18 protein-coding genes and 2 pseudogenes are annotated in these 19,907 nt (G+C 64.0%); 10 read left to right on the forward strand and 10 right to left on the reverse strand.

The window, feature by feature from the left end:
• Positions 1–225: pseudogene (locus AB0C34_RS07380) on the forward strand (cytochrome b); the annotation flags it as partial.
• Between the two features lie 110 nt (positions 226–335).
• Here the strand turns inward: AB0C34_RS07380 and AB0C34_RS07385 are convergent.
• Positions 336–545: a DUF397 domain-containing protein gene (locus tag AB0C34_RS07385; protein ID WP_357068572.1), complete on the reverse strand. Its 210-nt coding sequence runs from the start codon at positions 543–545 to the stop codon at positions 336–338.
• A 423-nt stretch (positions 546–968) separates the two neighbouring features.
• Between AB0C34_RS07385 and AB0C34_RS07390 the strand changes: the two genes are divergently transcribed.
• The 3 genes from AB0C34_RS07390 to AB0C34_RS07400 are packed head-to-tail and all read left to right on the forward strand — an operon-like array spanning position 969 to position 3,223.
• Entirely contained in the window at positions 969–1,451 is a 483-nt protein-coding gene (locus AB0C34_RS07390; RefSeq protein WP_357068574.1) for a DUF309 domain-containing protein, read from the forward strand.
• Positions 1,452–1,502: 51 nt separating this feature from the next.
• Positions 1,503–2,420 carry a tRNA glutamyl-Q(34) synthetase GluQRS gene (gluQRS, locus tag AB0C34_RS07395; RefSeq protein WP_357068575.1) on the forward strand — a complete coding sequence of 306 codons (918 nt, stop codon included), beginning with the start codon at positions 1,503–1,505 and terminating at the stop codon, positions 2,418–2,420.
• 47 nt (positions 2,421–2,467) lie between these two features.
• Positions 2,468–3,223 carry an RDD family protein gene (locus tag AB0C34_RS07400; protein WP_357068577.1) on the forward strand — a complete coding sequence of 252 codons (756 nt, stop codon included), beginning with the start codon at positions 2,468–2,470 and terminating at the stop codon, positions 3,221–3,223.
• A 77-nt stretch (positions 3,224–3,300) separates the two neighbouring features.
• Here the strand turns inward: AB0C34_RS07400 and AB0C34_RS07405 are convergent, their stop codons facing one another.
• The gene (locus AB0C34_RS07405; protein WP_357068579.1) at positions 3,301–3,852 is read right to left on the reverse strand and encodes a DUF4190 domain-containing protein; all 552 of its coding nucleotides are present in this window, start codon (positions 3,850–3,852) and stop codon (positions 3,301–3,303) included.
• Positions 3,853–3,881: 29 nt separating this feature from the next.
• Between AB0C34_RS07405 and AB0C34_RS07410 the strand changes: the two genes are divergently transcribed.
• A complete protein-coding gene (locus tag AB0C34_RS07410) occupies positions 3,882–4,664 on the forward strand; it encodes a queuosine precursor transporter (RefSeq protein WP_357068581.1) in 783 nt (260 codons plus the stop codon).
• A 46-nt stretch (positions 4,665–4,710) separates the two neighbouring features.
• On the opposite strand, the gene tgt is transcribed toward AB0C34_RS07410, so the two are convergent.
• From tgt to AB0C34_RS07435, 5 genes are all read right to left on the reverse strand, one after another.
• Complete coding sequence (gene tgt, locus AB0C34_RS07415; protein ID WP_357068583.1) at positions 4,711–5,943, reverse strand: tRNA guanosine(34) transglycosylase Tgt; 1,233 nt, start codon at positions 5,941–5,943, stop codon at positions 4,711–4,713.
• Positions 5,944–6,265: 322 nt separating this feature from the next.
• Positions 6,266–8,164: an ABC transporter ATP-binding protein gene (locus AB0C34_RS07420; RefSeq protein ID WP_357068585.1), complete on the reverse strand. Its 1,899-nt coding sequence runs from the start codon at positions 8,162–8,164 to the stop codon at positions 6,266–6,268.
• A gap of 224 nt (positions 8,165–8,388) precedes the next feature.
• Entirely contained in the window at positions 8,389–10,119 is a 1,731-nt protein-coding gene (locus AB0C34_RS07425) for an ABC transporter ATP-binding protein (protein ID WP_357068587.1), read from the reverse strand.
• A gap of 81 nt (positions 10,120–10,200) precedes the next feature.
• Positions 10,201–10,704, reverse strand: a complete 504-nt coding sequence (locus tag AB0C34_RS07430) for an Rrf2 family transcriptional regulator (RefSeq protein ID WP_357068589.1) — start codon at positions 10,702–10,704, stop codon at positions 10,201–10,203.
• 38 nt (positions 10,705–10,742) lie between these two features.
• Positions 10,743–11,336: a helix-turn-helix domain-containing protein gene (locus tag AB0C34_RS07435; protein WP_357068591.1), complete on the reverse strand. Its 594-nt coding sequence runs from the start codon at positions 11,334–11,336 to the stop codon at positions 10,743–10,745.
• Between the two features lie 204 nt (positions 11,337–11,540).
• Between AB0C34_RS07435 and AB0C34_RS07440 the strand changes: the two genes are divergently transcribed.
• Positions 11,541–13,835, forward strand: a complete 2,295-nt coding sequence (locus AB0C34_RS07440; protein WP_357068593.1) for an MMPL family transporter — start codon at positions 11,541–11,543, stop codon at positions 13,833–13,835.
• Positions 13,836–14,135: 300 nt separating this feature from the next.
• A pseudogene (locus tag AB0C34_RS07445) lies at positions 14,136–14,794 on the forward strand (MMPL family transporter); the annotation flags it as partial.
• A gap of 94 nt (positions 14,795–14,888) precedes the next feature.
• Here the strand turns inward: AB0C34_RS07445 and AB0C34_RS07450 are convergent.
• Positions 14,889–15,137, reverse strand: a complete 249-nt coding sequence (locus tag AB0C34_RS07450) for a hypothetical protein (protein WP_357068595.1) — start codon at positions 15,135–15,137, stop codon at positions 14,889–14,891.
• A gap of 294 nt (positions 15,138–15,431) precedes the next feature.
• Entirely contained in the window at positions 15,432–15,632 is a 201-nt protein-coding gene (locus AB0C34_RS07455) for a hypothetical protein (protein WP_357068597.1), read from the reverse strand.
• A 441-nt stretch (positions 15,633–16,073) separates the two neighbouring features.
• On the opposite strand from AB0C34_RS07455, the gene AB0C34_RS07460 reads away from it, so the two are divergent.
• Entirely contained in the window at positions 16,074–16,745 is a 672-nt protein-coding gene (locus AB0C34_RS07460; protein ID WP_357068599.1) for a DNA alkylation repair protein, read from the forward strand.
• Positions 16,746–16,931: 186 nt separating this feature from the next.
• Here the strand turns inward: AB0C34_RS07460 and AB0C34_RS07465 are convergent, their stop codons facing one another.
• The gene (locus tag AB0C34_RS07465) at positions 16,932–17,828 is read right to left on the reverse strand and encodes a hypothetical protein (protein WP_357068601.1); all 897 of its coding nucleotides are present in this window, start codon (positions 17,826–17,828) and stop codon (positions 16,932–16,934) included.
• 1,333 nt (positions 17,829–19,161) lie between these two features.
• Between AB0C34_RS07465 and AB0C34_RS07470 the strand changes: the two genes are divergently transcribed.
• Together AB0C34_RS07470 and AB0C34_RS07475 are read left to right on the forward strand one after the other, a co-directional pair.
• Positions 19,162–19,395 (forward strand): transposase, encoded by a 234-nt coding sequence (locus AB0C34_RS07470; protein ID WP_357070024.1) that lies wholly within the window; start codon positions 19,162–19,164, stop codon positions 19,393–19,395.
• A gap of 146 nt (positions 19,396–19,541) precedes the next feature.
• Positions 19,542–19,748: a hypothetical protein gene (locus AB0C34_RS07475; RefSeq protein WP_357068603.1), complete on the forward strand. Its 207-nt coding sequence runs from the start codon at positions 19,542–19,544 to the stop codon at positions 19,746–19,748.
• Positions 19,749–19,907: the final 159 nt, after the last annotated feature.

Below are 19,907 nucleotides of genomic sequence, written 5' to 3' on the forward strand. Positions count from 1 at the left end.
GGTCACCCGATCCCGCTGCAGTATCAGGGCGCTCCGGTGCCGAAGAAGATGAGCAAGCTGGGTTCGGCGGGCAAACCGGGCACCGGCAGCTTCCTCCGCGCGGACCCCTGGCAGGAGTCGGAGCGGAACCATTCGATCGAGCACGAAGAAGAACACAAACAACTCGCGGTGCTGCGCAAATACCAGAGACGGGCCAACGGCAGCGGAAATGGCTCTGCTGGTTGATGATTCGACCCTCAGGAAAGCTCGCCGCGGCTGGCCCGAACATCGCGAAGGCCCCGAGTCCGTGCCGACCCGGGGCCCGCTCTGCCTTATTCAGGCGCTTCGGGAGCCGCTCAACCGCGCCGGAACTCCCCCACCGAGACACCGGCTAGGAATGCATCCCACTCGCCCGGCGCGAAGGCGAGGATCGGACCGCTTCCGTTGTCCTTGGTATCACGGACCGCCACATTGCCGTCGATGAGAAAGGCGACTTCCACGCAGTTCCCATCCGGACCACTGTGTGCACTCTTGCGCCACACCGCGCCCGTCAAATCAACCTCCACGGCACTAGCTCCTTTGCTGCGTCGAGAACGAAAATTCTCCTGACATCGTTCTAGCTAGCATCGGCACCCGGCTGGAGACGCCGAATCCCGTAGTGCGCCTCGCGGTAGCGCGCACTTCCCCGGTGCGTCGAGGGCGCACATCGAGTTCAAGAGGAATACACCTCGTACGGGGTTGGCCCCGCGCGGTAAAGACTAGCAGGTCCTTCGAAAGTTTGCCCGTCTCTTACCTATTCAATCATCGCAACGTCCTACGGTTTGCGAACGAATAGTTTGCGGAAGCATTGCCAGCGGTTGGGATACATTCTGAACACCGGCATACCACAATGTCTTTAACGTCTGTGATTGCCCCGTTACCCGGTCGACAATTCGCGGGCGCGCCCGGTCACATCGACGCCGTCGCCGGGGCCGTGCATCATGGAACCTATGGTGGAACGCGATCGCGACGACGCAGGTCGCGCCCGTAGTGCTCGTCCGCGCGACCAACTCGGGCGTCCGCTGCCGCTGGGAAGTGTCGGAGTTGCCCGAATTCCGGATGATCTGGAACTGCCGCCGCAGCAAACCTTGACTTTCGCCCAGCAACTGCTGGACGACGGTCTCGCATTCAACGCGCACGAGGTATTAGAGGCAGCATGGAAGAACGGCCCGTTCGCCGAGCGGATGCTGTGGCAGGCGCTCGCGCAGTTCGCTGTCGGCGTTACCCACATACAGCGCGGAAATCCCAAAGGGGCGCGTACACTGCTGACCCGCTCTGTGACCCGGCTGACCGCCTATCAACCGGAAGGCGACATGGTGCCATACGGAATCGACCGTGCCGGACTGATCAGCCGGGCCGAATCCCTACTCGCCGCGCTCGACGCCGGCGCGCGACCTACCGCCGAAGACCTCAGACCCCGACTTCGCGGCTGACCCCCGCCCCTACCATGGCCATCGTGCGCACCCCATCGTTCAGCCGGGCCCGTGTCTGAGGCCGGGGCAGGCCGGTACGCGCCGAGCCCGTCTGGGGACCTGCACCTGGGTAACCTCCGCACAGCTCTGCTCGCCTGGGCGTTCGCCCGCTCCACCGGGCGGCGGTTCGTGCTCCGGATCGAGGATCTGGACCGCGCGCGCCCTGGCGTCGAACAGCGGCAACTGGATGACCTCGCCGCGATCGGCGTGGACTGGGACGGTCCTGTCGTCCGGCAGTCCGAGCGGTTGCCCCGCTACGAGGCGGCCATCGATCAACTCACCGCGGCCGGACTGACCTACGAATGCTATTGCACCCGAAGGGAAATCCAGCAGGCCGCAACGGCGCCGCACGGACCGATGGGCGCTTATCCCGGCACCTGTCGCACGCTGACCGCGTCCGCGCGCGAACGACTGCGCGCGCAGGGCCGTCCGGCCGCGCTTCGCCTGCGCGCGACGGTCACCGAGCTCGATGTCGTCGATGAACTGCGCGGGCCCTACCGCGGCCGAGTCGACGACCTCGTGCTGCGTCGGGGTGACGGTATCCCGGCCTACAATCTCGCGGTCGTGGTCGATGACGCGGCGCAGGGCGTCGACCAGGTGGTTCGCGGCGACGACCTGCTGCCCTCCACGCCACGACAGGCCTATCTCGCGATGCTGCTTGACCTTCCGGTGCCGCGCTATGCCCATGTCCCGCTCGTGCTCAACACGGCAGGGCAGCGACTGGCGAAACGCGATGGCGCGGTCACTCTCGCCGACCGCCGGGCACTCGGCAACACACCCGGACAGATCGTGGCGACTCTAGCCGCCTCGCTCGACTGCACCGCGACGTCGGCCTCCGAGCTACTCGCGCATTTCAACGCCGGGAAACTGCCCCGCGAACCGTGGATACTCGATGTGAACGGGTTGTTGCAATGCAGCCGATGTCCGTAACGTACGCATCGTCCATCTACTGATTCACTCGACGAGGACAAACAACTATGACTAGCGGTGGGTACGACCCCAACCAGTATCCGCAGGGCGGGCAGCCGTATGGGCAGCCGTACCCGGGCGGCGACCAGTCGGGGCAGCAGCCCCAGTACGGGCAACAGCCACAATATGGGCAACAGCCGCCGCAATACGGGCAACAGCCCCCCCAGTACGGCCAGCAGCCCCAGTACGGGCAACAGCCGCCGCAATACGGGCAACAGCCCCAGTATGGCCAGCAGGCCCAGTACGGCCAACAGCCCCAGTACGGGCAACAGCCGCAATACGGGCAGGATCCATACGGCCAGCAGCCTTACCCGCAGCAGCCCGGGAACTTCGGTTATGGCGGCCAGCCGGGCGACCTCGGCACCCGCATCGGCGCCCGCGTCATCGACGCGCTCATCCTGATGATCCCCTACTTCATCATTTACTTCCTGGTCCGGGATTCGTTCGGCCTGACAATCGGCCTTGGCCTGTTCTGGACCCTCGTGCAGCTCGGCTACTTCGTCGGGATGGAGACGACCCAGGGCACTACGCTCGGCAAGAAGATTCTCGGCCTGAAAGTGCTCGCCCCCGGCGGCGCCGCCAAGATCGACCCGGTCACCTCGCTGAAGCGAAACCTGTTCATCGCGGCCAACATCATCCCGTGCGTCGGCGGCCTCGTCTCGTTGGGTCTGGCGATCTACATCATGGTCACCATCTCGCAGGACCCGAACAAGCAGGGCTGGCACGACAAATTCGCCGGCGGCACCCAGGTCGTCAAGCCCTGACCTTCGGCAGTCGTATCAAACCAGTAGGGGCGCACCCGAATATCGGGTGCGCCCCTACTGCTTTCCCGGCGTCGCCGCTATGAACTCGTCGCCCCCACGACGATCACGAAGACGAACCACAGGATGCCGAGCACGATCGACCCGACACCGACCCAGATACCGGCCAACGCCATGCCACGCCCTTCTTGCCCCGACTGCTTGATCTGGTTCAACGCGACAGTGCCGAGGATGATGCCGACGATCGACCCGAGCCCGCAGGTGACGAACCCGACCAGTGATGAGATCAATGCGCCGATCGCCACGCCGTTGGTGCCCTGCACCGACGCGCCGTAAGGCTGGTAAGGGTACGGATAATTCGGCTGCGGATAGGGCTGTGCGGCCTGGTGGTAGGCAGGGTACTGCGGTTGCGGCGGGGGTGTCATCGGCTGGGCGGGCGGTTGCACCGGGTACTGCGGCGCCGACGGGTAACCGGACGGCGCGGCGTTCGGGTACTGCGGCGTCGACGGATAACCAGAAGGCGGCGCGGCGTTCGGGTACTGCGGGACCGAAGTCTGCCCACCGGATTCCGGCGAGACGCCTTGGCCGCCGTACTGTTTCCACCATTCGTCGGAATCGCCGGGATTCGTCATCGCTACAGCGTATTCGACAACCTGGTTGGATGATGCGGGTGAGTGAGTCGAAGACAACCGAAGAACACGACCAGCCTGCCGGCCCCGTACCGCACCATGCCGCATTCGCGCAGGTAACGCGGGGGTATTACGCACCGATCGTCGCACTGTTCACCGCTACCTTGATCATCTCGAATATCTGCGCCACCAAGGGGGTGGAGTTCCTCGGCGAGGAGTCGCTGTCGCTCGGGCCGCTGCAGATCCTGCCCATCGCCACCGACGGGGCCTTCTTCCTGTTCCCGTTGGCCTACATCCTCGGTGACGTCCTGAGCGAGGTGTACGGCTTTCGCGCTACGCGACGCGCCATCTACTACGGTTTCGCCGCGCTGCTGCTGACGGTCGCGTGCTTCGCCATCGCGATCCGGCTGCCCGCCGCGAGTTTCTACGAGAACCAGGAGGCGTTCCGCACGGTCATCGGGACGACGCCACGGCTGGTTGTCGCGGGTCTGGCCGGATACTTCGTCGGCCAGCTGCTGAACTCGGCAACGCTGGTGTTGATCAAGGAGCGCACGAAGGAAAAGCACCTGTGGGCCAGACTGATCGGATCGACGGTTGTCGGCGAGTTCGCCGACACTCTGATCTTCTGCTCGATCGCCGCGGGAGCCATCGGTATCGATACCTGGCAGCAGTTCGTGAACTACCTCATCATCGGCTTCCTCTGGAAAACGCTCTGCGAGGTGCTCGTGCTTCCGATCACCTACCGAGTGATCGCGATCCTGAAGAAGCACGAACCCAGTTACGCCCCCACCGACGTTGCCCCGCTGCAAGCCTGACCGAAGCCCCACTACACCGAGCGACGCGATTCACCCCAAGCATCGGCTATGACCGCTTCCAGCGGCCCAGCGTCTCCGCTTTGTGCTCATCGAAATAGTCGCCCTCGATGCTGCGCCGGATGCGGTCGACGAGCCGCACCGTGAACCGCTCGTTGTGAATCGTGCACAGCGTGGACGCCAGCATCTCCTTGGCCTTGAACAGGTGGTGGAGATAGGCGCGGGTGTAGTTGGCGCAGGTGTAGCAGTCGCAGGTCTCATCGATCGGGGTGAAGTCGCGGCGAAAACGGCTGGTATTGATGTTGAATCTGCCGTTGTCGACATAGATCGCGGCGTTGCGGGCGACTCGCGACGGGTTCACGCAATCGAAGGTGTCGGCGCCGTTCTCGATCGCGGCGAAGACGTCCTCCGGTTCGCTGATTCCCAACATGTGGCGCGGCTTGTCCTCGGGCAGTTCGTCACAGCACCAGCCGACGATAGCGCCCAGGTTGCGCTTCTCCAGTGCGCCGCCGATGCCGTATCCGTCGAAGCCGGTTCCCGCTCTTCCTCGGATCGACTCGAGTCCGCGACATGCCTTGCGGCGTAGGTCCTCGTACTGCGCGCCTTGGACGACGGCGAACAGCGCCTGGTACGGGCGGTGCGTGCGTGCGGAGGTCAGCCGCTCGTGCTGATCGACGCAGCGCTGTGCCCACTCATGCGTGCGCTGCAACGATTTCTCCTGGTAGGCACGGGTGTTGAGCAATGTCGTGAGTTCGTCGAAGGCGAACATGATGTCGGCGCCGAGCTGGTGCTGGATGCTCATCGACACCTCGGGAGTGAACCGATGCTCGGAGCCGTCCAGATGTGAGCGGAAGGTGACACCGTCGTCATCGACGGTGGCCAGCCGCTCCTTTCCCGGGGCGATCACCTCGTCGCTGCGGATGTCGACCGCCTCCATCGCGAGCACCTTCTTGAACCCGACTCCGAGCGACATCACCTGAAACCCGCCGCTGTCGGTGAAGGTCGGCCCGGACCAGTTCATGAACTTGCCGAGGCCACCCGCCTCGTCCACGATGTCAGCGCCCGGCTGCAGGTACAGGTGGTAAGCGTTGGCCAATAGCGCCTGTGCGCCGAGCTCCTTCATGGTTTCGGGCAGCACCGCCTTCACCGTCGCCTTGGTCCCCACCGGAATGAACGCGGGCGTGGCGATCGATCCGTGCGGCGTGCCGATCACACCGGACCGGCCGTGCCGCCCATCCAGGCGAGCGCCGACGGCGAAGGAGAAGGATTCGGGACTGGACACCCCGCTATCCTCGCAGTTCAGCGGATACCAACCGCACGGGGCCATCGATCACCAGATCCGGTATCGCTCGCGACGTGTGCGCGGGTAGACATCGTCAGCCGCGCCGGCTGCCGTGACGGCCCCACCCCCACTCGCCCCGCGAGCCAGTAGCGCCCGTCACATTCCGTGCCGACCCACGGAAGATACCCGACCTCTACGTCGCCGGATTACCCAAGCAAACCCACCCGCGCAACACATCCACAGATAAACCGATCACTACCCACCGAACACCCCTTGCGAGCAAAGCGAGACCGAACATCCCCGTTCACGGCCGAAGGCGCTGCTAATTAGATACAGCCCCCGCGAATTGGGCGTTGTACAGGCGGTAGTAGGCCCCACGTTCGTCGAGTAGTCGTTCGTGTGTGCCGTGTTCCACGATGCGGCCCGATTCCATGACCACGATCAGATCGGCGTCGCGGATGGTGGATAGGCGGTGGGCGATGACGAAACTGGTTCGGTCGCGGCGCAATGCGGCGGTGGCGTGCTGCACCAGCAGTTCGGTGCGAGTGTCCACTGAGCTGGTCGCCTCGTCGAGGATGAGGATGGATGGTTTGGCCAGGAACGCTCGTGCGATGGTGATCAGCTGCTTCTCGCCCGCGCTGACTCCGGAGCCTTCTTCGTCGAGGACCGTGTCGTAGCCGTCGGGCAGCGCGTGCACGAAACGATCCACGTATGCGGCGCGCGCCGCGGCAAGGATCTCCTGTTCGCTCGCGTTCGGGTTGCCGTAGGCGATGTTCTCCCGGATGGTGCCGTGGAACAGCCAGGTGTCCTGCAACACCATGCCGATGCGGGCGCGCAGGTGGTCGCGAGTGATCTCGGTGATATCGACGCCGTCGATGGTGATGGTGCCCGCGTCGAGTTCGTAGAACCGCATGAGCAGATTCACCAACGTGGTCTTACCCGCGCCGGTCGGGCCGACGATGGCGATCACATGGCCGGGTTCGGCCACCAGCGACAGCCGCTCGATCACGGGTTTGTCCGGTTCGTAGCGGAACGAGATGGCCTCGAATTCCACTCGGCCGCGATCCACCGGGCGAACAGTGGGCATCACCGGGTCCTGGCTCTGTTCCTCGGCGTCGAGGATCTCGAAGATTCGCTCGGCCGAGGCGACACCGGACTGCAGCAGGTTGGCCATCGCGCCGAGCTGGGTCAGCGGCTGGCTGAACTGTCGGGAGTATTGGATGAACGCTTGTACCTCGCCGAGCGACAAGTTGCCTGTCGCCACCCGCAGGCCGCCGACCAGGGCGACCAGCACGAAATTCACGTTTCCGAGGAACATGATCGCGGGCATGATCAGGCCGGAGATGAACTGGGCCTTGAAACTGGCCTGGTACAGCTGCTCGTTGCGCTTGTCGAACTCTTTGCCGACCTCGTGGTTGCGGCCGAACGCGGCGACCACCTCATGCCCGGTGTACGCCTCCTCCACCTGGGCGTTGACCAGGCCGGTGTACTTCCACTGATCGACGAAGTGCGGTTTGGAGCGTTTCGCGATTTGCGCGGTGATCAAGACCGCGGCCGGCACCGTGAGCAGCGCGATCACTGCCAGCAGCGGCGAGATCCAAAACATCATGATCAGGATGCCGAGCACCGAGAACACCGAGGTGAGCAGCTGACTCATGGTCTGCTGCAGGCTCTGCGAAATGTTGTCCACGTCGTTGGTGACCCGGCTGAGCAAGTCACCGCGCGGCGCGGAATCGAAGTAGCGCAACGGCAACCGGTGAATCTTGTCTTCGATATCGCCGCGCAGCCGCTTCACCGTTCGGTTGATGACGATATTGAGCAGATAGCCCTGCAACCAGCTGAACATCGCGGCGCCCAGGTAGAGCGCGAGCACCAGTGTGAGCACCCGGCCGACCGCGCCGAAATCCACACCCGCACCCGGGACGACATTCATCGCACCGAGCATGTCGGCAAAGGTGTTGTCGCCCTTGGCCCGCAGCCCCTCGACGGCCTCGTCCTTGCTGATTCCCGCGGGCAATTGCTTACCGACCACACCGTCGAAGACCAGATTGGTCGCTTTGCCGAGGATGTACGGCCCGAGCGTGTTCAGTACCACCGAGACGATGACGAGCGAAATGATCAACCCGACATAAAACTGCTCCGGAGCGAGCCTGCGCAGCAGTCTCCGCAGTGAAGGGCCGAACGATGTGGCCTTCGTGCCCGGCGCACCGGGGCCCGGCATTCCTGGCCTCATCACACCTCCAGTGCCATGCGGGACACCCGCACCCGGTCGGCGCAGACGAGCGCTGCGCGATGATGACTCATCACACCTCCAGTGCCATGCGGGACACCCGCACCCGGTCGGCGCAGACGAGCGCTGCGCGATGATGACTCATCACACCTCCAGTGCCATGCGGGACACCCGCACCCGGTCGGCGCAGACGAGCGCTGCGCGATGATGACTCATCACACCTCCTCGGCACTCAGTTGTGATTCGACGATTTCCCGGTACTCCGAGCAGTCCCGCATCAGCTGTTCGTGGGTGCCGACCCCGGCCATCACGCCGTCCTCCAGCACCACGATCTGATCGGCGTCGCGGATGGTCGTGATGCGCTGGGCGACGATGACCACCGAGGCCTGCACGGTGGCCGGCTTCAACGCCTCCCGCAACCTGGCGTCCGTCGCAACGTCCAGCGCGGAGAACGAGTCATCGAACAGGTAGACCCTCGGCTTCTTCACCAGTGCCCGCGCGATGGCCAGCCGCTGGCGCTGACCACCCGAAACGGTGGTTCCGCCCTGCGCGACCGGGTTCTGGAGGCCCTGCGGCATCTCCCGGACGAAATCGGCGGCCTGCGCGATCTCCAATGCCTGCCACAGCTCCTCGTCGGTGGCGTCCGGATTCCCGTAGCGCAGGTTGCTCGCGATCGTTCCGGAGAACAGGTAGGCCTTCTGCGGAACGAGTCCGATCTGCGCGCGCAACAGTTCCAGGTCGATATGCCGTACGTCGGTACCGCCGACGTACACCGCACCGTCGGTGACATCCATCAACCGGGGTATGAGATTGAACAGCGTGGTCTTGCCCGCGCCGGTGGACCCGACGATCGCGGTGGTGGTGCCGGGCCGCACCTCGAACCGGATGGCTTTCAGCACCGGCTTTTCCGCGCCGGGAAAGCAGAATTCCGCGAACTGGAAGTCCACCGCGGCCGGGTCGTCGGTGAACGGCCGCGGCAGTCGTGGTGGGTGGACGGAGGATTCGGTGTCCAGCACCTCGCCGATCCGGTCCCCGGAGACCGCCGCGCGCGGCGCCATCATGGCCAGAAACGAGGCCATCATCACGGCCATCAGGATCTGCATGATGTAGGACAGCAGCGCGGTGAGTGAGCCGATCTGCATGTGACCCGCGTCGATCGCGCGCCCGCCGAACCAGATCACTCCGACAGCGGTGACATTGCTGATCAGCATGACCGTCGGAAACATCAGCGCGGTCAAACGGCCGACGCGCAACGCCGTCTCGGTGAGTTCGGAGTTGGCCACGCCGAAGCGCCAGGTCTCCTGCCGCTCCCGCACGAAGGCCCGGACCACCCGAATGCCGGTGATCTGCTCGCGCAGCACCCCGTTCACCCCGTCGATCCTGGCCTGCATCTCGCGGAAGCGAGGCACCATCCTGGAGATGAGCAAACCCATGGTGATCCCGAGCGCGGGCACGGCGATCAGCAGCAGCCAGGACAGGCCGAGAGCCTCCCGCAGCGCCATGATGATGCCGCCGACGCACATGATCGGCGCCATCACCAGAATGGTCGCCGACATCACGATGAGCAGTTGAACCTGCTGAATATCGTTGGTGTTGCGGGTGATCAGCGACGGCGCGCCGAACATGCCCACTTCCCGCGCGGAGAACGTGCCGACCCGGTGCAATACGGCGGCGCGCAGATCCCGTCCCGCACCCATCGCTGCTTGCGCGCCGAGATAGACCGAGCAGGCCGATGCGACGATCTGCACCCCGGTGACCGCGAGCATCCACATCCCGGTCGTCCAGATGTAGCCGATATCGCCCTTGGTGACGCCGTCATCGATCAGATCCGCGTTCAAACTCGGCAGGTACAGCATCGCGATGACAGAAACCAGCTGAAGCGCAACGACCCCCGCCAATTGGGCGCGGTAGGGGTACAGATGCGTACGGAGCAGACTGATCAGCATGGTGATTCGCAGGCTACCGGCAAACGACGCACTCCGTCGTGGAGATTGCTGACCAGCATGAATACCCTTCCTGGCACGGAGCTATCGGCGTGACCAGGCTCCAGGATCCTCGGTGAGCGCCTCGACGAATCCGGGCAGCCGATTCCGCGCGATATCGTCGATGGACACATTCTCCAGCACCGCGCGCAAATTCACCCGCACAGCGATCCACACCCGCTGCAGCGACTCGGCCGCGCCGGAGTAGTGCACGTCCTCGGGTCGTTCGCCGCGTACCGATGCGAGCGGCCCTTCGATCGCGCGGATCACGTCGGCGATGGAGATCTCGGTGGCGGGCCGTGCCAGCCAGTAGCCGCCGTCCGGCCCGCGCCTGCTGATCACCAGTTCGGCCCGCCGTAGCTCGCCGAGCACGGACTCGAGCACCTTGGGCGGAATCCGCTGCGCGGTGGCGATCGCCTCGGCTTTGACGACCGGGGCGGCCGGCACGACGGGCGCCGCGCGCTCGACCGTGGGCGGACCCGGCCGTGGTACCTGGGCGATCTCGAGCAGCGTCCGCACCGCGTGATCGACCTTCGCGCTGATGTGCACAGCGACAACTCCCTGGCGTTGGCGGCGGTAGGTCGAATCTACGCGGTTGCACCCGCGGTGAGTACCCAAGTCGCGGCGTCCAGCAGGGACGACTCGACCACCGAGTCGTCGGCGCCGGGCACCAATTCCTTGGACACCAGCGCGACGCCGATCACCTCCAGTGCCGCGCAGGCCCGGAGTTGGGCGTCCTCGGTCGCGTTCGGCCCAGCCAGCCATTCGCGCAGCACCCTGCTCGCTTCCATCAGATCCGGGTAGCGGTCGGCCATCGCGTTGATGATCGCGACCGTGTCGCGCACAACCAATGCTCCGGCGTCGCGGTGATGGATCAGGCCGCGCAGATACGTCCGCAATACCTGACGGATGCTGTCGGGGTCGCGCGGCGCCTGGTCGAGATCGTCGACCACCGAGCGCATGTGATCGACGATCGGATCGATGATGGCGAGCAGGAGGTCGAGCTTCGAAGCGTAGTGATAGTAGAGCGACGCCTTTGTGATTCCCACCGCATCCGCGACCTCGCGCAGGCTCGTCTGTTCGAATCCTTTGGCTCCGAACAGCCGAACGGCAGCGTCGCGAATCGCAATTTTCGTGCCTCCACCTGCGGCAACGGTGCCAGGTGTGTCGCGGACAGCCATGGGATGATCCTCTCATCACTTCTCAGCCGAGCGAGCGTTGCCCTCAGAATTAGAGGTTGTACCTCCGCTTAGCTCCTGGGTAGTCTACCTACCGCACGGTAGGCAGAAGCGTCAGTGTGGAGGCGGGGCAGGCAGGGCTCCCCGCGAGAGTGCTGTCTACACGCGAACCAGCACGTTCCCAGTCACCGCTAGGAGTAATCCCTCGTGTCCGTTTACCTCTATAGATGGGGAAAGTTCGCTTTCCGCCGGAAATGGATAGTCCTCCCCGCCTGGATCGCCTTGTTCGTGCTCGTCGGGGGCCTGGGCGCACAGCTCAGCAAACCGATGACCAACGACTTCAGCTTGCCGAACCTGCCGTCCGCGCGAGCCACCGACATTCTGGACAAGCACTTCCCCGGCGCCTCCGACGCGTTCAAATTCGACGCGGTCACCGGCACCTATGTCATTGCCGCGCCGGACGGGCAGAAGCTGACCGACCCGGCCAACCGGGTGGCGCTCGAAGCGTTCATCGCCAGGCTCGGCCAGCTCGACATCGTCGACCACAGCAAACCGATCATGAACCCGATCGAAGCGGCCGAGAAGATGGGCTGCCTGGCAGATCCCGACCCGACCAAGTGCAGTGGCGCGCCGCTGAACGTACTCAGCAAGACCGAGCCGGACGCGGTAGCGGTGATGAACGTCCCGTTCACGATCGCGAAGTTCACCGACGTGACCGACCAGAATCGGGATGCGGCGTACGAGGTGGCCGCCGACGCGCGCAATGCCGGACTCACCGTCGAGATGAGCGGCTCGATCGCGATGAAGCAGGAAGTTCCGAGCGGCAAGTCCGAGATGATCGGCATGGCCGTCGCGCTGGTCGTGATGGTCGCGGCGTTCGGCGCCATCGTCGCCGCGTTCGTGCCGATCGTCACCGCGATCGTCGGCCTCGGCGCGGCCACCTCGCTGATCATGCTCGGCACCTCGGTGATCGAGGTCCCCAGTTTCACCACCTTCCTCGCCTCGATGATCGGTATCGCGCTCTCCATCGACTACGCGCTGTTCATCGTGTCCCGATACAAACACGAACTCGCCGTACAGGATTCACCCGAAGAAGCAGCCGGCACCGCACTCGGCACCGCCGGGTCGGCCGTGGTATTCGCCGGACTGACCGTCATCATCGCGCTGGCCGGTCTGAGCATCGTCGGCGTTCAGTTCATGACGTTCATGGGCCTGGGTGGCGCGATCGCCGCGGGCTTCGCGGTGCTCACCGCGATCACGCTGATGCCCGCCCTGCTCGGCGCGTTCGGACGTTTCCTGTTCAAGCCGAAGCTGCCGCTGATCGCGCAACACGACCCCGAGGACGACAGTTCGGTCACCAACGGCATGCGCTTCGGTCGACTGATCGGCAGAGCGCCGTGGGCCGCGCTGGTTCTGAGCGTCGTGGTACTCGGCGCGCTCGCCGCGCCCGCGGCCGGGCTGAACCTCGGCCTGCCCGGCGACGACAGCATGCCGAAGACCTCCACCGTCCGCAAGGCCTACGAGCTGCGCACCGCGGGCTTCGGCGAGGGCAGCAACGGCGTGCTGAATGTGGCGGTCGACCTGACCGACGTACCCACCGAGAACCGGCAGGCCGCGGTCACGGCGCTGCGGGACAAGCTCGCCGCCTACCCCGGCATGGACTATGTGACCGAGCCGCAGTGGAGCAAAGACGGGCAGGGCGCGCTGCTGGACGGCGTGCCGAAGTCGGGCCCGAACAACCAGGCCACCAAGGACTTGGTGCAGGACGCCCGCGCTGCCGAGGGCCAGCTGAAGGCCGAATACGGCATCGAGTACGGCATCACCGGCACCACGGCGATCTTCGCCGACGTGGACCACGTGCTACTCGGCAAGATCGTGCCCTACCTGGCCATCGTGGCCGGTGCCGCGTTCGTCCTGCTGATCCTGGTGTTCCGCTCGATCCTCGTGCCGCTCACCGCGGCGCTCGGATTCCTGCTGTCCATGGCGGCGACCTTCGGCGCGACCGTGCTGATCTTCCAGCAGGGCAAGCTCGGCCTGATCGAGGACCCGCATCCGCTGATCAGCTTCCTGCCGATCATGCTCATCGGCCTCGTCTTCGGCCTCGCGATGGACTACCAGGTGTTCCTGGTGACCCGGATGCGGGAGGAGTACGTCAACGGTAAGTCCCCCAGGGAGGCGGTGGTGGCCGGTTACCACCACGGCGCCCGCGTGGTGACCGCGGCGGCGGTCATCATGATCTCGGTGTTCGGCTCCTTCCTGCTGGAAACCGACGTGACCGCGAAGTCGTTCGGCTTCGCGCTGGCCGCGGGGGTGCTGTTCGACGCGTTCATCGTCCGGATGGTGTTGATCCCGTCGCTGCTGGTGTTGATGGGTAAGTGGTCCTGGTGGATACCGACCTGGCTCGATCGGCTACTGCCCGATATCGATGTCGAAGGCACCAAACTGCGTGAACTGCAGCAGCGTGCGACGGACGACATGAAGGTGCCGGTCGGCGTCAGCTGATCCGGCCAGTACCGTTCGGCCCCGCACCCGAGGACGGCGATTTCTAGGGGTCGTCGCAATCTCTCAATCGAGAGCGTTGCGACGACCGCGTGAACCCGCCGGACTCGGGTGCGGGGCCGCGTGCGTTTCCGGTTCTTGACTCGCGAGTAGTCGGCAGCAGACTCAGAAACTGTTCGACCTCCAGCTCGGAAGTACCGGCCGTTCCCGGCCGGCCGTTCGTGAAGCGGGCCGCTGGCCCGCGTATGTCGCTACACCCGACCGGCACGAACCGATCAGCGCGAGGAGAGCACTGTGTCCGCGTATGGCATGCGATACGGCGTCACCGGCACCACCGCGATCTATGCCGACATCGACAGCGTGCTGCTCAGCAAGATCGTGCCGTACATGGCGATCGTGGCGGGCGCGGCATTCGTCCTGTTGATTCTGGTGTTCCGCGCGATCCTCGTGCCGCTCACCGCGGCGCTGGGATTCCTGCTGTCCATGGCGGCGACCTTCGGCGCGACCGTGCTGATCTTCCAGGACGGCGGGTTCGGGCTGATCGAGGACCCACACCCGATCGTGAGCTTCCTGCCGATCATGCTCATCGGCCTGGTCTTCGGCCTCGCGATGGATTATCAGGTGTTTCTGGTGACCCGGATGCGCGAGGAGTACGTACACGGCAAGCCACCGAACGAGGCGATGGTCCACGGCTACCACCACGGCGCGCGCGTGGTGACCGCGGCCGCGATCATCATGATCTCGGTGTTCGGTTCGTTTCTGCTGGAGTCGGATGTCACCGCCAAGTCCATGGGCTTCGCACTGGCGGCGGGTGTGCTGTTGGACGCGTTCATCGTCCGGATGGTGTTGATCCCGTCGCTGCTGGTGCTGATGGGTAAGTGGCCTGGTGGATACCGGCCTGGCTGGATCGGATCGTGCCGGATATCGACATGGAGGGCGCCCGGGCAGCCCACGCTGGATGACTCCAAACAACCGGCCGACGTGGGCTGACCTGATCCGCCCGCATCCCCCGCCCGGATGCCGGGCGGGGGATGAGTAATTACGACTATCGTTCGGTCACCGGCTGGGCTGTGGCAGCTCGCAGTCACCGACTTTCGGATTCATCCCCAGGTAGTTGAAGGGGCCGACGACCGTTGTCAGACCGATCGTGCCCCAGCCCGCGCAGTCGATGACCGGGCCGCTGTCGAAATAGTGCCGCTGGGCGGCCGCGAGTAGCCCGACGGCCAGCCAGACCATCAGCAGGAGCCCGACCAGTCGGCTGCCTGTGCCACGAGTGGATCGCCGACGCATTTCGCGGTCGCGCATCGCATCGCTTCCTTCCGTGCTCCCCGTGAGTTGGATACCCGGATCCCGAACAGTTACCCCGCACCCCCAGTGGAGAAGTAGTGCACCACAGTTGCCGAATTCGACAGTCGTCCCGGCTGCACTCAGGCCCGGTGCCCACTCGTCACACAGGCGATGCCGACTCATCGCACAGGCGCGGCGCCGATCCTCTTACCGGGCGGATGCGGTGCAGATTCCCTGACTCGGAGCCGCGCCGGACGTGGCACGACGACGGCCGAGCGGAACCCGCTCGGCCGTCGGTGTCACTCCGCTGAACTACGGACTTGGTTGCGGCACATTGCAATCCTCGATCTTCGGGTTCACGCCCATGTAGTTGAGCGGTCCCGCGATGACGGTGACGGCAATGGTCCCGAAACCGGCACAGTTGACCGGGCCGCTGTCGAAGTAGTGCCGCTGTCCCGCGGCGACCACACCGATCAGCAGCCAAACCAAAACGATTACACTTCCGATTCTCATGTTTCTCTCGCGCATCGTTCCTGCGCGGACTGTTCGACGGCGCATTCTGGCATCGTGTCCTTTCCGCACTCCTATATCCGGCGGATACCCCGGATTCCGCCGAATATCCGTCGGACGACCAGCATTTCTCGAACCGCACCGACCAGGCGGTTCGTATGTCCGGACGCGGAGCGCTACTCACCGAGCCCGCTCCTGGTACCTTCCGGAGGTATGACATCCCGTCGACGGTGCGCCTGCGCCGGGTGACGCCAGCGGCATCGAGATCGTTGGGTATCAGCGAAGACTGACGTCGAAGATGAGTGTTCTCGCTGGACGGGAGTGTCCGCTGAACGCATGATCGTGCCGAATGGCGAATAGTGGTCTCGACCTCGCGCCTGCTGATCATCTGGTCACCGCGCATTCTCGTAGGCTGATTTCCCACGTGATGGACAGGAGGCTGAGGTGGCCGAGACGACGGTAGCCGAGCTATTGGCTGAGCTGGTCGCACTCGAGGACCCGAAGGCACGCAAGGTGAATGAGAGACACGGTGACGATCACGGTGTGAATCTCGGCAAACTACGCGCGCTGGCGAAGCGGCTGAAAACGCAGCACGATCTCGCGCGCCAGCTCTGGGACACCGATGACACCGCAGCGAGACTGCTGGCAATCCTGGTCTCCCGCCCGAAGGCGTTCGAGCGTGACGAGCTGGACGTCATGGTGCGCGAGTCGCGCGCACCCAAGGTGCATGACTGGCTGGTGAACTACGTGGTGAAGAAGAACCCGCACGCCGAAGAACTGCGCCTGGCCTGGTCGGCGGATCCGGATCCGGTGGTCGCGAGTGCCGGCTGGGCGCTGACCACCGAATGCGTGGCGAAGCGGCCCGAGCGCCTCGACCTCGCAGGACTGCTCGATGTTATCGAAGCGGAGATGAAAGCGGCCCCGGATCGCCTGCAGTGGGCGATGAACCATTGCCTGGCCCAGATCGGGATCGAGCACGCCGAGCACCGCGCGCGTGCCATCGACATCGGTGAGCGCCTGAAGGTACTGGAGGACTACCCGACTCCACCGAACTGCACGTCTCCGTTCGCGCCGATCTGGATCACCGAGATGGTGCGCCGACGGCAAGAAATGTAGGTAGGTTCGCGCTCACGCCCATGCTGCCGGCGGAGGAGTAGCGACTGCCACTGTTATTATAATTCCCCGGTACCAATCCACCCAACGTCGGGCACGGAAACGATCCAATCACCGAATTCTGTTGCTGTTCCCTTGTTTTCATCGCAACTGGGTGCCGGTGCATCGTCCGAGAACGATGACGTAGAGTCATTGTGCCTCTTCGAGGGCAGTGACATTCCTTGCCGGAAATTCGTTCTTCATCATTGAAGCCATTCTGAAGAAATGGGTGTCGCCGAATATCCCGAAGACATCCTTCCCCTCAGCCATATCCTCGCGAATCAACTGTACTGCATATGACCGTCGGCGATCATGAGTATCCGCTGCCACCTTTTGGATCGGAGTCTCGACCGGCCCACCTGCCGAAGGGTCCCCCGTTTCTCGCAACAACCAGTCTTCGTCTGACACATCGAACTCGAACGGAGATTTTCCCCTCTCCGAATACAGCCTTCCCATCACTCGCTTGAACACTTCTCCCGCGTCGACATCGTCCGGAAGAAAAGTAGAATGTATGATCATGGTTTCTCGCAGATGCGCTTCTATGTCCGGCCGATACCCCTCCTGCGCGCGAAGCGCCTGCGGTATCCGACGCAAGACGTAGTATCCGAAGACCGTTTCGGGATCGTGTCCTTTTTCTTGGATCAGCCACAGCGCTTGATCATGAAAATTCTCCTCCAGCGAGCCGATGGGAACGCCATGCTTGTTGGCCAGGTAAGCCAAGCGACCTGTGTCACCATGTGCGGCGAGAGAAGCTTCCTCCGTGCGGCCCGCCTCGCCGACTCGGCCCTCGATGCGGAATATTCGATCGTGTCCGTTCGTATGGTCGAGCCAGTCGTGAACGATTTTGCCGAACGCCTTGGATTGGGGGTGATCAGGTTTCGTATAGTGGACTACCCCTACAAAGATGCTGTTAGCGGATTCGGACCTCGCTACCAGATGTGGGGTGTGGTTCTCATCGTCGCCAGCGACTCGCTGAGCGCTGCTCCTGAGTTCGTCCAATTTGAGAGAAAAGGCGCTATCAGTTCTCTCGATTTCTCGTGCGCCCATCCTGACGGCCTGCGCTAAATTTCGCCAGCTGTCCGTCGCAGAATGCGTACCTCTTGGTATTTGTCCACACAAGATATCCCTGATAGCCACGCAGAGATCGCTGAGTTTCCTCATTCTCCTATCCCGAACTCGAATCCACCGCGTTGGGCCCGGCGTCTGGTGTCGGATATGGTGTCAGAGGTTGGTCGGTGATGTAGACGTGGCGGGGCCGCCGGTCTGTCAATTTTCCACTATCGGCCTGAAATGATTTCGCCGCTCAAGGCCGCGGGGCGAAGTCGTCTGGTCGGCTCTGTCGCAGGGCATCCTTCTCGTCGGGCGGCGAATTCCCAGGGCTTCTCGTGGTCCACGGTGTCAGAAATTTTGGTGGCTCTGGCCTACTGGAGCCGGCAGCTTCGGGTTTCACCGACGATGCCGTAGTCGATTCCGTTCGGTCGTGGGCTCCGAGCACCGGTGGTTTCGACTGATTCTCGGAAGAAGCACTTTCACGGGGCAGGGCGTCACCTGAGTCATCGGCAGAAAGCGCAGAAGTTCCGACTTTCTCTGTCTCGTGTTCGTCGGCAGGTTGCCGATCACCATTTTTCGGCGCCAGTTGGCCTGGTTTCGGTAAGCATCGCTCGCGTACCAGGGACGCCTGTGGTGAGCGATTGGCGATCGAGTCACAGAGCTCGGCGGCCACGTGGCATGCTCGTCATTGTTGGTGCTATGGCAGAAATTAACGCGATCACTGCGCAAATTTTATAATGTCGACCATCAACCACAGCTGAAATATCCCACATCGTCAACCCGGGGAAACATGGGGGAAATGCCTACGATCCGTCGATGCACAGAGTTGTCGGGTCGTTTTCCGCAGTGAGCAAAGGTCAGGGTGATGGAGGATTGTGGCCGCCGTCGATGATGGAGGCACTCTCGCCCGCGTCCGCGAGGCTGTCCGAACGCCCTGGTACCGCGAGGAACTGACGAGACTGCCGCGGGATACGGTGCAGCGTGGGCTGAACTGACCATTCATTCAGCACGTGCGTGGTAGCGAAGGTAGACAAGGGCCGCGTCCGCACAGGTGCGTGCGACCGAGCGGGTGCGCGCGCTGTGCAAGCGCATCTGCTCCGCATCAGTGTCGTCCGGCCGATGCCGCCACCCGGTCCTGCGATGATACCGTCCAGCGACACGCTCATCGAGCAGATCACGGGCAGCATGGGGCTGCTGCACAGATGGGTGACACCGATATGGCTGGCCTGCGGGTCGGCCTGAGAAGATGTCACAGTGCCCAAGCCCTACCCGAAAGAGTTCCGCGACGATGTCGTGCGGGTCGCCCGTCAGCGTGAAGACGGGGTGACCACTGGAGCAGGTCGCCGGTGATTTCGGTGTGCACCCGGCGACGCTGAACAAATGGATTCGGCAGGCCGATATCGACGACGGAAGCAAGCCAGGCAGCGGCACAAATGCATTGGCGGAGTTGCGAGAGCTGCGCCGCCGTAACCGGTTGCTGGAGCAGGAGAACGAGGTGCTGCGCCGGGCCGCGGCGTATCTGTCGCAGGCCAATCTCCCGGGAAAAGGATCTACCCGCTCGTGAAAGAGCGTGCCGCGGAGGGGATTCCCGTCGCGGACGTGCCGGGTATTGAAGCTTGCTCGCCAGCCCTACTCGCAGCCAAGCACTTTGTCCCTGCGAGGATCCGATGATCAACCTCGCCAGCGCCGAACAGCTGGACAGGGTCGACCATGGCTAGTGACAACGAACCGATCGGCATCCGGCAGGACCACATCGACGGCTCGCTGTCGATGATCGGCGCCGACGGCTGGCCGCTCAGCCCCGAGGAAACCGCCGATCTACTCCGAGCGGCCGACGCCGGTAACTCTCTGGAACTGCTGGAGCGGGTACGCGACGCTCTGCGCGCGTTGGCGAGGGAAGCCGATGGCGGTCAGTAGATCGCACGAACCTGGGGTACACACCGATCCCGAACCCCACGTTTTGTCTGCCCCTCACGCGTGGCCGCGCGAAGCCTCGGGCGACCGTGGTGAATTGCACCATGGTCTGTCCCTCACGACCGCGGGCGCGCAACCTCGGTGATGAACACCGACAGGTCC

The sequence above is a fragment of the Nocardia sp. NPDC049220 genome (assembly GCF_040647855.1).
GTDB lineage: Bacteria > Actinomycetota > Actinomycetes > Mycobacteriales > Mycobacteriaceae > Nocardia.